The following is a 12917-nucleotide window of genomic DNA, read 5'->3' on the forward strand; positions in this document are numbered from 1 at the left end:
TCAAACGAAAGAGAGGCCGATGCCTCCCGCGCCCATCAGGAACACCACCACCCACGGTGGCGCGCGCCAGGCGGCGAGCAGCACGAAGCCCATCAACGCCAAGGCAAAATCATAGGGCCGTAGAACCGCGCTGGTCCAAACCGGATTATAAAGCGCCGCGCCAAGAATCCCGACGACCGCAGCACTTGCGCCGCGCAAGGCTGCCTGCGCTAGCGAATAGCGACGGAAATCGTCCCAGAACGGCAAGGTGCCGACCAATAGCAAGAAACCGGGCAAGAAGATCCCGACAAGCGCAATCGCCGCCCCGACGACGCCGTGCGGGGGAGGGCCTGTCACCGCGCCGAGATAGGCAGCGAAGGTGAACAGCGGCCCGGGGACAGCCTGGGCTGCGCCATAGCCCGCCAGGAACGTGTCCGCATTGACCCAGCCGGTGTTGACCACCTCCGCCTTCAGGAGCGGCAGCACAACATGTCCGCCCCCGAAGACAAGCGCCCCCGAGCGATAGAATGCATCAAACAGGGATAACCCCTGGGACCCGATAATGTTGGCGGCTATCGGCAACAGGACAAGGAGACAGAAAAATATCAACAGGCACGAAACGCCAATCCAGCGGGGAACTCCGAAAGAAAAATGGTGGGAATCCGACGATATCTCGCTACGGCAAAATAGCATTCCCATGAGCGCCCCTGCCATGATCGCCGCGACCTGACCAAACGCGCTCGAGACGAACACGACGATCAAAACCGCCGCGAGTGCAATGCTGGCCCGCTCCTTGTCGGGCGTCAAATTGCGTGCCATGCCCCAGACGGCCTGCGCGACGACTGCGACCGCAACAATCTTGAGACCATGAAGCAGGCCGTTTCCAATCGGTCCGCTGAAGGCAGTAGCCGCCATGGCGAAAGCGACCAACAGCAGCGCGGACGGTAGCGTGAAGCCAGCCCAGGCGGCGAAAGCGCCTCGAATTCCCCCGCGCAGCAAGCCGAGGGCAAAACCGACCTGACTGGAGGCCGGACCGGGCAAAAACTGGCACAGCGTCACCAGATCGGCATAGCCCTCTTCGCTGATCCATTTTCTGCGCGTGACAAGCTCATTACGGAAATAGCCCAGGTGGGCAATAGGCCCGCCGAATGACGTCAGGCCAAGCTTCAGAAAGGTTAGGAACACCTCGCGGGGCGTTCCTTGCGGGCGGCCGGTGGCGGCGTCAGGGATTGCTGCCGTCGAGGACTTCACGAAATAGCTCCTTGGCCTTTTCTCGCGCTATTCCCAGAGCTTCTTTTCCGAAAGGAGTCGCATTGTAAACTCTGCGATGGGTACGCCCGACGCGCTCGGTGCGCGAGGTGAGATAGCCTTTCTTCTCCATCGAATGAAGCATCGGATAGAGTGTGCCGGCACTGACCTTGTAGCCGTGATGCGCCAGTTCCTCGATCATCCAGAGCCCATGCAGGTCGTCTTCGGCTGCGTGAAAGAGGACATGAAGCCGGATGAAGCCGGAAAGAAGATCCTGATGTTCCATTCCTCACCATAAAACAATCTCACTCTCGAATTCCGATATCGGAAACCAAGATTAAGCACATCCCGTCAGGTAAGCAACTCAGCGACCGGCAGATTGCGCGACGGAAACTGCACGCCAACTTCGGCTAAGCCCGGAACCAATTTGGTTGCGGGGCAGTTAGGATCAAACAGAAAGAAGGAGCAGGCAGAGATAGGAGAATGTCATGTCGAATGTTTCGAGAACGGGAACCGACGATATCAACAACGCAACCAGCCGTACAACGTTCGGACGATCGGTCGAGAGCAAAGCCCAGTTGCAAGATGCAGCTACCCTCTCATCAGCAGTCGATGGTGTGGAGATGCTGAATATCTATCGCCTGGAACCCACCGCCGCTCCGGATGATCCGCGCTGGGACAATGCCCCCAATCAGGGCACGGTCATCGTCGCAGCCAGAAGTGCGGGCGATGCGCGCATCGTGGCGGCGGGCAACGAGCTTGATTTTATGGAAGTCGATGCGGCCCCCGCCGAAGATGTAACGACCAGTAATGCAAGTGCGTTTCGAGACGATAAGCTCTACACCGTCATCGAGATCGATCGCGGCCGAACCGACCTGAAACGAGGCTTATTGGAGGGCGAGGTCTCGGTCGATACGATCCTTCCCGTGCAAGTCGACCGCTGATCATCCAGCCTGACGGCGAGCCTTTTGGTGTCCGGAGCAGATCGGGTGGTGCAATTAAGTCGTTGGAACAAATCTTTCAAATCGCCGTTGCGTTCACAGGAGCGCCCCCCATACCGGCGGCCAGCGCTCACGCTCCTCGAAAGACGATTCTCCGTTCAATCTGAAATCATGACGGTGGAGGAATTCCTTTCCGCCAGATGAAGGAAGCGGCCGCTTCCTTGAATTGCCGCGATGGTCCGCTACATCCGCCTCCATAAGATCGGAGGAGATCTGCCATGCCCCATCGCGCTCCCACAGGAAGCGATTGCCGAATGCTCGCTGAAGCTGTGTTGCAATGGTATAGTTTCTATGAGGTGCCACCAGATGATAAGGCTTCGAGCGCCCTGGTCGGTGCGGCCATCGAATTCTTTCATGATGGTTATCACACGACTGAGGACGTCGCCGTGATGTTGATCGGAACCTATGTCGGCATCTGGCCGACGAAGATCAATGCGCCCACTTCGGCCGCCATTCACTGATGCGACCACTGGCATGGTCTTCTGAGGCGATTTACGGGGTGTCCTCGATGTCGAAGCGTGCGATCTTGCCGTTCGTCATGTGAAAGATATGCGTCACCCTTTTGTCCTTCAATCCATGGGGCTGGTCCTTTAGCGGCTGGCCATCGAGATCGAATACGGACTGGATCACCTCGACGGCGACGATACCATCATCGGTTGTCCGAATTGCAGCCGGTTCGACATGTGGACTGACGATCGCCCATTGCCGTGTCCAATAATCGCGCACGGCCCCACGCCCATGGACGTGGCCTCCCTCCATGCCGTTGGCCCAAGCAACATCGTCGGCAAGTTCGATGAGCACGCCGTCAATGTCTCTTGCGTTGAACGAGTCGTAGATGCGCTTGATAAGTTGCGTATGAGTTTCCGACATATCGTTTCCTCACGCTGGATTGAAAGCATCGCTGGGCACGACAGGGTCGAGCTTGCCAGCACGTCTGCCAATATATATATGTACATATGTAAATCACAGTCAACACGGGCAGAGGAAAAGCGGAAATGCAAGACGACGTGCTTTCCACGCCGGGGCATCTCATCAGTCTCGCAGCGCGCGGGTTTGCCCGTCTAAGCGAGGCACGCCTGAAGCCTCTTGGGTTTGGCGTCGGCCAATTGCCGGTGCTGGTCGCGCTGCAGAACGGGAAGGCAAGCACGCAGCGCGATCTTGCCCGCTTCGCCAAGGTCGAGCAGCCGCCGATGGCGCAAATGCTCGCTCGCATGGAACGGGACGGTTTGATCCGGCGAAACCCCCACCCGGAAGACGGGCGAAGCAGCCACATAATTCTCACGAAGGCCGCGAGGGACCGCATGCCTGATGCAATCGAAACCCTGTTCCAGGGAAATCGTGATGCACTTGACGGGTTTACGGAAGAGGAAGCGGTACAGTTCGTCGCCCTGCTCACGCGACTGATCGCAAATCTGGATCAAATCACCGGCGCGGAAGCTGACCGATCCAGCGACCAGGAGCAGAGGTGAGCCGGTGTGAGGCGTCGCCGCAAGCTGACGCGCTCAGATGACTTTGCGAACTTCCTGCTCAAAACTGAGGACATGATGCAGGGCAATCCGTTCGGCGGTATCGGCATCTCCGCGGCAGACGGCCTCGAGCATGAGTATCTGCTCCTGCACGACCTTATCGAGTTCCGGCGAGAGCTCAGGAAATCGCCGCATCGCAACGTGAAGTATGCGCAGCGAGAGATTGTGGTAATGATCGAGCGTGTCGAAGAGATACCGGTTCTTGGCACTTCGATAGATAAAGCGGTGAATACGTCGGTCGAGCGCAAGCAGGGCGTCGAGGTCCGTCGGCAGGGAGAGCGCCTTCAGCGCTTCGACCAGCTTGCCGGCTTCCAGGCGTTCCGGCTCACGCATACGTTCGGCCGCTAATCGGGTCGCCCAGGATTCGATCCTTGCCCTGGCTTCATAGATTGCCGTGAGGTCGCTGATATCGATCCTGCTGACGAATGTGCCGCGGCGCGCGTTGACGTCCACGAAGCCATCACGCTGCAGCCGCAGGAATGCCTCGCGTACGGGCGTGCGCCCGACGTCGAGGCGGCGCATCACGTCGTTCTCACGCAGGATGGTGCCGGGCGGCAGCTGCACCGTGATGATGTCCTCGCGCAATTGCAAATAGGTGCGCTCCGCCAATGTCAGCGTCACTTCCGGATCATCGAGCATTTCTTCCGACATCCAAGTGTCCATCCGTATCGTCTCCATCCTGAGAGTGATCCGGAGCGCGTCTCGCGGAATCACTTGACAATGTACTTCGATAATATACGCTGTAATATATTACAAAAATATAAGGAGGGTGAACATGATTAGCAACGATATTTTCCGCTATTTCCGGTTCAAACGGGGGATGGCTGCAATCCTGAGCTTCGGGCTTGGGCTGATGGCCGCCGCAACGGTTGTGAAGGCCGAAGACCTCGAAACCTTGAAGCCGGGCCAACTGCAGGTGGCCATCGAGCCGTATATGCCTTACACGGCATTGAAGGATGAAAAGCTTGTCGGGCTCGATAGCGACATTCTCGACGCAGTCGCCAAGAAGCTTGGCCTTAAAATAGAGACCACGGTGACCGATTTCCCCGGCATGCTCGCGGCAGTACAGTCGCAGCGCGTCGATATTACGATCGGCGGCATCGCATGGTCCGATGCGCGACAGAAGGCGGGGTTGTTCACCGATCCTCCCTACTATTCGCCGCCGGCCATGGCCGTGCATGGCGAAGCCACGTATCCCGACGTACAGAGCCTCGAAGGCAAGGCGCTTGGCACCGTAACCGGATATGTCTGGGCCAAGTCGATAGCCGAAGTCCCAAAGGCCGATGCGCGTACATACCCGACGGCCGACAGCGTCTTTGCGGATCTTTCGTCGGGAAGGCTGGATGTCGGCTTCCTCGATCCGCTGCTGATTATCTATCAGCAGCAGCAGCGGCCCGACATGAAGTTTCGGGTCGCTTATCTGAATGCCCCGACTGCGGAACAGGTTGCTGCGCATTCGGATTACAAATATTTCCAGCCCTATATGACCGGCTTTTACATTCCCAAGCAGGCTCCGAAGCTTGCCAAGGCGATCTCGGATCAGATCGACGCGATGTACAAGGACGGGACGCTTACCGCGCTCGTCACCAAATGGGGCGGCGATCCCAAGCAGTTCCTGGTTCCGTCGCCGGATATGGCGGCGCAGCGTCGTGGCGTGGATCGGCCACAGACCTGGTCTCCACCGTCAATCGCTGACTGACTTCCGGGAGAACGGACATGAACCTTTGGCAACCTCTGGCTCAAATGTTCCAAGTTCCCTGGAGCGAATATGCAGGCAATCTCGGCGAGGGTCTTTTACGGACCCTTGCCTACGCGCTGGCCAGTTTCATAGGGGCATCGGCTTTGGGTCTCGTGCTCGCTTTGATGCGCCTTCATCGGTTGCGCGTCGTGCGTCTGCCTGCTTCCATCTACACGGAGGTCTTCAAGAATGTTCCCCTGCTCGCCATCATCTTTGTCACCTATTTTGGCTTGCCTTCGGTCGGCATAAGATTCAGCGTTTTCGTCGCCGGCGTATTGAGCCTGGTATTGTTCTACGCAGCCTATCTGTCGGAGATCTTTCGCGCGGCGATTGCCGGCATCCATTCCGGGCAGAACGAAGCTGCCCAGGCGCTGGGGCTCAGCCGCGCGACGACCTTCGGTCATGTGGTCCTGCCCCAGGCTCTTCGTCTCGCGCTGCCGGGAACCAATACGATGTTCGTCGATCTGCTGAAGTCGACGTCGTTGCTGGTGACCATCTCGGCTGCAGAACTGATGACAAGGGCGCAATTGATCGCTTCAGAAACATTTCGCTCGCTCGAAGTCTATCTGGTGATCGCAGCGGTCTACTTCGCCGTCTGTTACCCCATCTCACAAAGCCTGCTCTGGCTTGAGCGCACTATTCACGCAGGCGTGCCCTTGTCGCCTGGCCGCCGCCGACGGCTGCGGCTGGTAAAGGCGTTGATTCAAAATGGGGGTTAGGCGAATGGCACATCTGACAGTCGAAACGGCTGGCATCGCGACCCGTTCCGATGGCGCCGCGGCAATCAAGATCAGGGACCTTCGGAAATCTTTCGACGGAAGGCTGGTGCTTGATGGGATCGACCTTGACGTTCCACGCGGGCGCATCGTCAGCATCATCGGCCAAAGCGGCGGCGGAAAGACGACCCTCATGCGGTGCGTCAATCTGCTCGAACAGCCCGACGGCGGCTCCATCGAAATAAATAGCGAGGCGATTTTTGTAAAAGGTATTGTCGCTTGCAAGGATCTTGCCGGGCTGCGCCAGCGCGTCGGCATGGTATTCCAGCGCTTCAATCTGTTTCCGCATTTGACCGCCGTGGAAAACGTCATCCTGGCACAGATGCACGCCGCGGCTGTCGGGGAGCGCGAGGCGGTGGAACGGGCAGTACGATTGCTGGCCCGTGTCGGGCTTCTGCACCGGGCGACGGCCTATCCGGAACAAATGTCCGGCGGGGAACAGCAGCGTGTCGCCATCGCGAGGGCTCTTGCTCTTTCGCCGACCGTGCTCCTGTTTGACGAGCCGACATCTGCGCTCGATCCGGAGTCGACCGGCGAGGTGTTGCGCGTGATGCGCGAGCTTGCAGGCGACGGTATGACGATGATCATCGTCACGCACGAGCTGCCATTCGCCCGGGAAGTGTCGGATTGGGTCGTCTTTATCGATGGCGGCCGGATCATCGAGCAGGGTCCGGCCGCGGATGTGCTCGACAATCCCAGGGAGTCTCGAACGGCCGCCTATGTCGCGAGATATGCAAAGCCTGCCTGACCGCAAGGTCCCGCCGGCGTATCCGCTTGGATGTTGGGTACGCCATCGATTGGGCTGTCTAAAGAATCATGGATGAGATGAATAGGATTTCGACAGATATCGCTGTCGTGGGCGGCGGCGTCATCGGCTTGGCAATTGCACTTCGACTTCGCGCCGATGGGCGTGAGGTTATGGTCATAGAACCGCGTGAGCCGGGTTCCGGCGCCTCTTACGGCAACGCCGGGACGGTCGCCGACTACGCGGTCATACCCGTTGGAACGCCGTTGGTCCTTCGAAATTTCATGTCGCTTCTTTTCGACCCGAACAGTCCTTTATCCATCAGGGCCTCGGCACTGCCAACCCTGTTTCCTTGGCTGGCGCGATTTGCCTTTGAATCCCTCCCTCACCGCTACCGGGAAAATGCCGGCCGGATTGCCGAGCTCGTTTCGGATGCCTCGTCGGCCTGGACCGAATTTGCCGCCGAAATCGATGCTTTGAATTTCCTGTCGGCAAAAGGCTGCCTCTATCTCTACCAAACGCGTGAGGCATTCCGGGCCGCGGGCGCCGACATAGATTTGCGCCGTCGCTACGGCGTTTCGCAGGAGCTCTTGTCGGCCGGCGACGTGCTTCAGCTCGAGCCACGGCTTCCGGAATTCGAAGGCGGCGGCCTCTTTTTTCCGAACGCGATCAATCTCAGCGATCCAGGCGAGGTGATGCGACTCCTCTCCTCGGCGGTGAAGCGGGCAGGTGCTGAATTCGTCCAGGCGTCCGTTACCGGTATTGCGCGCGAGCGGCACGGCGTTCGCATTGCGGCGCCGCCATATGACGTGCGCGCCCGCACCGTTGTCATCGCCGCAGGCGCCCATTCGCGCAAACTGGCCGCAGAGATTGGCGATCCCGTGCGGCTCGACACCGAGCGCGGCTACCACGTCGAATATGACATGCCGGAACTGCCGATCGAGCGGCCGGTTTGTCCGACGGAGCACGGGTTCTATTTTTGCCCGATGAGGGGCCGCCTGCGTGTCGCAGGCCTTGTGGAACTCAGTGGTCTGACGGCTCCGGAAAATGTCCGGCTCAAACAGACCCTGGCAACGCATGCGCGCAAATTCTTTCCTGAACTTGGGACGCCAAGTCGTTCCTGGTTAGGATTTCGGCCCTCAATGCCCAATTCCGTGCCGGTCATCAGGCCATCGAAGGGAGGGCGGGACGTTATTCTTGCTTTCGGGCACGGGCACATCGGCTTGACGTTGGCTCCCCGCACCGCCCGGCTGGTCAGCGCAATGCTGGCCGATTAGTTCATTCATCACGACCAGGTCCTGGCTTTTCAACTCACACTCGCAATGCGCGGTTAAAGCAGCGCCGTCTGAGTTGAGAATGCATTTGATTTGTCAACTCCTCAGCTGTGTTCGGTATGAACCAAACGAGGCTGTTTGATCCATCGACCACGCCTCGAATAGCGCGGCCCAAAGTCACGACGGCAAGGGTCCGTGGCTGGTCGAGCGGGACGGATCGGAAGCTTTGCCGCGCTTGCAGCCATGCGTCGAGCCGTCACAAAATGGCGGAGCTTTACAAAACGAACTAGTTCGTACATTATTACCATGAGGAGTGAGGGATGCTGCGTTAGCAGCACCGATGACCGTCAGGATGAACTTGAATGTCCTGCGACCGAGTCCGGCTAAAACCTGGATTCATCACGGTCGCGGCACTCTTTCGACATCGGAATGCTTCGGGGAGGAGCGACAATGACAACACAGGTTGAACATAAGACGCCCAGGCGGGCAGCGCTTGCGAGTTGGCTCGGAAGTGCGGTCGAGTACTATGATTTCTTCGTCTACGGGACAGCGGCTGCGCTTATTTTCCCAAAAATCTTCTTTTCGGCGGAAGATCCGCAAACGGCGGCCATCGCCTCATTTGCAACCTTTGGTGTTGCCTACATCATGCGGCCTCTGGGTGCGGTCGTTCTCGGTCACGTCGGCGACAAGTTCGGCCGCAAGAAGGTGCTGACGTTCACTTTGCTCCTTATGGGCTTTTCGACCTTCATCATCGGTTGCCTGCCGACCTACAATCAGGCTGGCATTCTGGCGCCTGTCCTTCTGGTTCTGGCGCGATTGCTGCAAGGCATTTCGGCCGCAGGCGAACAGGCCGGTGCCAGTTCCATGACGCTTGAGCACGCCCCTGAAAACCGGCGCGCCTTCTTTACCAGCTTCACATTGAGCGGAACGCAAGCCGGCCTGATCCTTGCAACATTGGTCTTCATCCCGCTTGGAAGGCTTGATGAAGCCGCATTGATGTCCTGGGGCTGGCGCGTGCCCTTCTTTCTGAGCTTCGTGGTTGTTATCGTCGGATTCTGGGTCCGCCGAACGCTCGCTGAAACGCCTGCCTTCCTGGAGGAAACAAAGAAGGGCGACGTCGCGAAAGTACCGCTCGTCTCGCTTTTCACCAACTATTGGGCCGATGTCCTTCGCATCATCTTTGCCGCGTTGATTTCGGTCGTCAGCACCATCTTCAGCGTCTTCACGCTGTCCTATGCGGTCAATACCATGCATATCGATCGCTCGACGATGCTGACCGTTCTGGTTCTCGCCAATATCGTGGCACTGGGCGCCATCCCGGCATGGGCCATTCTCGCAGATCGCATCGGCCGCAAGCCGGTGTTCATCTTTGGCGCCATCGGCTGCGCGGTGTTGATCTGGCCCTATATCTGGGCCATCAGCCAGAACAATCTCATGCTCGTCTTCGTTCTCGGCATTCTGCTCTCGGGCGTGGTTTACAGCGCTTCCAACGGCATCTGGCCGTCGCTCTATGCTGAAATGTTCGACACCCGCGTGCGTCTGTCCGGCATGGCGGTCGGCACCCAGATCGGCTTTGCGCTCGGCGGTTTCGCGCCGACGATCAGTGCCGCCGTGATGGGCACCGGGCCGATGGGATGGGTGCCGGTTGCCGTGTTTACCTCGATCACAGCCTTGATCGCTGCCGTCTCCGCGGCAACCGCTACGGAGACCTACCGAACGCCGATCGATCAACTTGGCAAGGACAGGCGAGGCTTTGCAGCCTCGGTTCGCCACGCCGACAGGACGGTCTAGCCGTTAGTCTCCTGACAGCGATGACATCAAGCGATCGCGGATGAATTTGTTGAAAATCGCCAAGTGAACGGGATGAAACAATGAAAACCTCGATCGCGACTGTTTCGATCAGCGGTGACCTCAAGGAAAAACTCCAGGCCATCGCCAAGGCCGGCTTCGATGGCGTCGAAATCTTCGAGAACGATTTCCTCGCTTTCGATGAATCGCCAAGTCAGGTCGGCCGAATTGTTCGGGACCATGGGCTGGAAATCACGCTCTTTCAGCCGTTCCGGGACTTCGAGGGCATGCCTGAGCCCCTGCGCAGCCGGACTTTCGATCGGGCCGAACGCAAGTTCGATCTGATGCAGGAAATGGGGACCGACCTCGTTCTTGTCTGCTCGAACGTCTCGTCCGCGGCGCTGGGCGGCATCGACCGCGCCGCGGCCGACTTCTTCGAACTCGGCGAGAGGGCGGCCAAGCGCGGCCTGCGGGTTGGGTATGAAGCACTTGCCTGGGGACGGCATATTCACGACCATCGTGATGCCTGGGAAATCGTCCGCCGGGCCGATCATCCGAATATCGGCCTCATTCTCGACAGCTTCCATACGCTTTCGCGCAAGATCGATGTCAATTCGATCCGGTCGATCCCGAAGGAGAAGATCTTCATCATCCAGCTTGCCGATGCGCCGCTGATCGACATGGATCTTCTCTACTGGAGCCGTCACTTCCGCAACATGCCGGGGGAGGGCGATCTTCCCGTGCTCGAATTCATGAAGGCCGTCGCCGCGACCGGTTACGACGGCTATCTGTCGCTGGAAATCTTCAACGACCAGTTTCGCGGCGGCTCGCCGACCGCCATTGCCGTCGATGGCCGGCGGTCGCTCGTCTATCTCGGCGACCAGGTTCGCCGTGCGGAGAACAGCAGCCTCACCTTGCCGCCCATGCCGGCGCGGGCCGACGTGGACGGCATCGCCTTTATCGAATTTACCGTGGACGAAGCCGAGGCGCCCGTTCTTTCAGATCGGCTCCGGGCGCTGGGCTTCCGACATGTCGGACGCCACAAGACAAAACGCGTCGATGTCTTCCGGCAAGGCGACATCAATCTGGTCGTCAACACCGATCCGGACGGGTTTGCCGGCGCCTCCTATGCTTTGCACGGGCAGTCGGCCTATGCGATGGGATTGTGGGTGGATGACGCCCAGGCTGCGATGGCGCGGGCCGTGGCACTTGGCGCTGAACGTTTCGAGCAGCCATTGAATCCCGGCGAGATCGAAATGCCTGCTGTCAGGGGTGTTGGCGGCGGTATCCTGTATTTTCTCGACCGCAGAAGCGCTCTTGCGCGCATATGGGAGATCGAGTTCGATCCTGTCAACGACGAGACAGATCTGCGACCGGTCGGCCTGACGGGGATAGACCATGTCGCGCAGACGACGAAATACGAGGAATTGCTGACCTGGCTGCTTTTTTACACGGCGATATTGAATGCGCATAAGACGCCGATGGTCGATATTATCGATCCTGCCGGGGTCGTTCGCAGCCAGGTCGTCGAAAACGAGCCGGGTAGCTTGCGCATCACGCTGAACGGTGCGGAAAATCGCAACACCTTGGCCGGGCGCTTTATCGCCGAGACCTTCGGTTCGGGCATTCAGCATCTGGCGTTCGCAACAGACGATATTTTCACGGCAGCGGCTGCCTTATCGAACAACGGTTTTGCCACCCTGATGATCTCGCCCAACTATTACGACGATCTGGAGGCGAGGTTCGGTTTGGATCCGGCCTTCACCGATCGCCTGAAGGCCCACAACATCCTTTATGATCGCGACGATCACGGCGAATATTTCCAGCTCTACAGCCCGACCTATGGCGAAGGCTTCTTCTTCGAAATTGTCCAGCGCAGCGGCTATCGCGGATATGGTGCGGCGAATGCCATCTTTCGCATCGCCGCGCTCCGGCGTCACCTGCGGCCGATTGGTCTGCCGAAACTTTAGGCTCTCCCCATTCGCGTAAAGCCTGTGTTAAAGCTTTGATCTTCAATGATGGGCAGGGGACAGACCCAGGAAGACGGGCAGGGCATGACGAAAGCGCAAGCGGCCAAGATCGAGCGTCTGACGCGAAAGAACGATCCAGACGCGACCAAGGAAAATATTCTGAAGATCGCCACCGAGGAATTTGTCGCAGCCGGTTTTTCCGGTGCGCGCGTCGATGAGATCGCCGAGCGCACCAAAACGTCCAAGCGCATGATCTATTATTATTTCGGCAGCAAGGAAGGGCTCTATCTCGCCGTTCTCGAGCAAGCCTATACGAAGATCCGCACGCTCGAGAGCGAGCTCGATCTCGAAAACATGCCGCCCGTTCAGGCGATGGCGCAATTGATCGCAAGCACCTTCGATCATGATGATCAGAATCCGGATTTCGTGCGCCTGGTCAGCATCGAAAACATCCATCGTGCCGAGCACATGAAGCGTTCGGTCGTCCTGTCTGAGATGAATATCGCAGTCATCGATACCATCACGGATATCCTCGAACGCGGCTATGCCGACGGTAGCTTCGTGCGTCGGGTGGATCCCGTCGATCTGCATATGATGATCAGCGCCCAGTGCTTCTTTCGCGTTTCCAATCGCCACACGTTCGGTGCGATCTTCGAGCGCGACCTGTCCTCCGAGGAGCTGAAGAAGCGGCACAAGTCATTGATCGTCGATGCTATTCTCGCTTTTCTGAAAAATCCTTCCTCCGTGCCATCATTATGTATATAAAATAATGCTTTAGCAGATTGTGGGGCAAACGTGTAATCATGAAAATTGATTATCTTTCTACACGCTATGTCTCGCGAAATTCTATGACGTACCCTCGGGTCACTGAG

Annotated in this window: 14 protein-coding genes; 10 read left to right on the top strand and 4 right to left on the bottom strand. The window is 58.3% G+C overall.

Annotated features, from left to right (window positions below):
- Window positions 1-1230, bottom strand: a complete 1230-nt coding sequence (gene chrA / locus CCGE531_RS27495; RefSeq protein ID WP_120669801.1) for a chromate efflux transporter — start codon at window positions 1228-1230, stop codon at window positions 1-3.
- Window positions 1202-1513 carry a PadR family transcriptional regulator gene (locus CCGE531_RS27500; RefSeq protein ID WP_120669803.1) on the bottom strand — a complete coding sequence of 104 codons (312 nt, stop codon included), beginning with the start codon at window positions 1511-1513 and terminating at the stop codon, window positions 1202-1204. The genes chrA and CCGE531_RS27500 overlap by 29 nt, the downstream gene beginning before the upstream one ends.
- Window positions 1514-1715: 202 nt before the next feature.
- Between CCGE531_RS27500 and CCGE531_RS27505 the strand changes: the two genes are divergently transcribed.
- Window positions 1716-2171, top strand: a complete 456-nt coding sequence (locus CCGE531_RS27505) for a hypothetical protein (RefSeq protein WP_120669805.1) — start codon at window positions 1716-1718, stop codon at window positions 2169-2171.
- A 311-nt stretch (window positions 2172-2482) separates the two neighbouring features.
- Window positions 2483-2689 (top strand): hypothetical protein, encoded by a 207-nt coding sequence (locus tag CCGE531_RS27515; protein ID WP_120669807.1) that lies wholly within the window; start codon window positions 2483-2485, stop codon window positions 2687-2689.
- A gap of 31 nt (window positions 2690-2720) precedes the next feature.
- On the opposite strand, the gene CCGE531_RS27520 is transcribed toward CCGE531_RS27515, so the two are convergent.
- A complete protein-coding gene (locus tag CCGE531_RS27520) occupies window positions 2721-3098 on the bottom strand; it encodes a nuclear transport factor 2 family protein (protein WP_120669809.1) in 378 nt (125 codons plus the stop codon).
- Between the two features lie 125 nt (window positions 3099-3223).
- On the opposite strand from CCGE531_RS27520, the gene CCGE531_RS27525 reads away from it, so the two are divergent.
- The gene (locus CCGE531_RS27525) at window positions 3224-3697 is read left to right on the top strand and encodes a MarR family transcriptional regulator (RefSeq protein ID WP_120669811.1); all 474 of its coding nucleotides are present in this window, start codon (window positions 3224-3226) and stop codon (window positions 3695-3697) included.
- Window positions 3698-3730: 33 nt separating this feature from the next.
- On the opposite strand, the gene CCGE531_RS27530 is transcribed toward CCGE531_RS27525, so the two are convergent.
- Complete coding sequence (locus CCGE531_RS27530) at window positions 3731-4417, bottom strand: GntR family transcriptional regulator (RefSeq protein WP_120669813.1); 687 nt, start codon at window positions 4415-4417, stop codon at window positions 3731-3733.
- A 112-nt stretch (window positions 4418-4529) separates the two neighbouring features.
- On the opposite strand from CCGE531_RS27530, the gene CCGE531_RS27535 reads away from it, so the two are divergent.
- The 7 genes from CCGE531_RS27535 (at window position 4530) to CCGE531_RS27565 (ending at window position 12810) form a co-directional block, all read left to right on the top strand.
- Window positions 4530-5453, top strand: coding sequence for a transporter substrate-binding domain-containing protein (locus tag CCGE531_RS27535; RefSeq protein ID WP_120669815.1), 924 nt, complete (start codon window positions 4530-4532; stop codon window positions 5451-5453).
- A 17-nt stretch (window positions 5454-5470) separates the two neighbouring features.
- The gene (locus CCGE531_RS27540) at window positions 5471-6211 is read left to right on the top strand and encodes an amino acid ABC transporter permease (RefSeq protein ID WP_120669817.1); all 741 of its coding nucleotides are present in this window, start codon (window positions 5471-5473) and stop codon (window positions 6209-6211) included.
- A gap of 4 nt (window positions 6212-6215) precedes the next feature.
- Window positions 6216-7016 (top strand): amino acid ABC transporter ATP-binding protein, encoded by an 801-nt coding sequence (locus CCGE531_RS27545; RefSeq protein ID WP_120669819.1) that lies wholly within the window; start codon window positions 6216-6218, stop codon window positions 7014-7016.
- A gap of 77 nt (window positions 7017-7093) precedes the next feature.
- Entirely contained in the window at window positions 7094-8290 is a 1197-nt protein-coding gene (locus CCGE531_RS27550) for an FAD-dependent oxidoreductase (RefSeq protein ID WP_120670572.1), read from the top strand.
- Window positions 8291-8737: 447 nt separating this feature from the next.
- Complete coding sequence (locus CCGE531_RS27555; protein WP_120669821.1) at window positions 8738-10078, top strand: MFS transporter; 1341 nt, start codon at window positions 8738-8740, stop codon at window positions 10076-10078.
- 80 nt (window positions 10079-10158) lie between these two features.
- Window positions 10159-12045, top strand: coding sequence for a sugar phosphate isomerase/epimerase and 4-hydroxyphenylpyruvate domain-containing protein (locus CCGE531_RS27560; RefSeq protein WP_120669823.1), 1887 nt, complete (start codon window positions 10159-10161; stop codon window positions 12043-12045).
- Between the two features lie 84 nt (window positions 12046-12129).
- The gene (locus CCGE531_RS27565) at window positions 12130-12810 is read left to right on the top strand and encodes a TetR family transcriptional regulator (RefSeq protein ID WP_120669825.1); all 681 of its coding nucleotides are present in this window, start codon (window positions 12130-12132) and stop codon (window positions 12808-12810) included.
- The last annotated feature ends 107 nt before the right edge of the window (window positions 12811-12917 follow it).

The sequence above is a fragment of the Rhizobium sp. CCGE531 genome (assembly GCF_003627795.1).
In the GTDB taxonomy this organism is placed as follows: domain Bacteria; phylum Pseudomonadota; class Alphaproteobacteria; order Rhizobiales; family Rhizobiaceae; genus Rhizobium.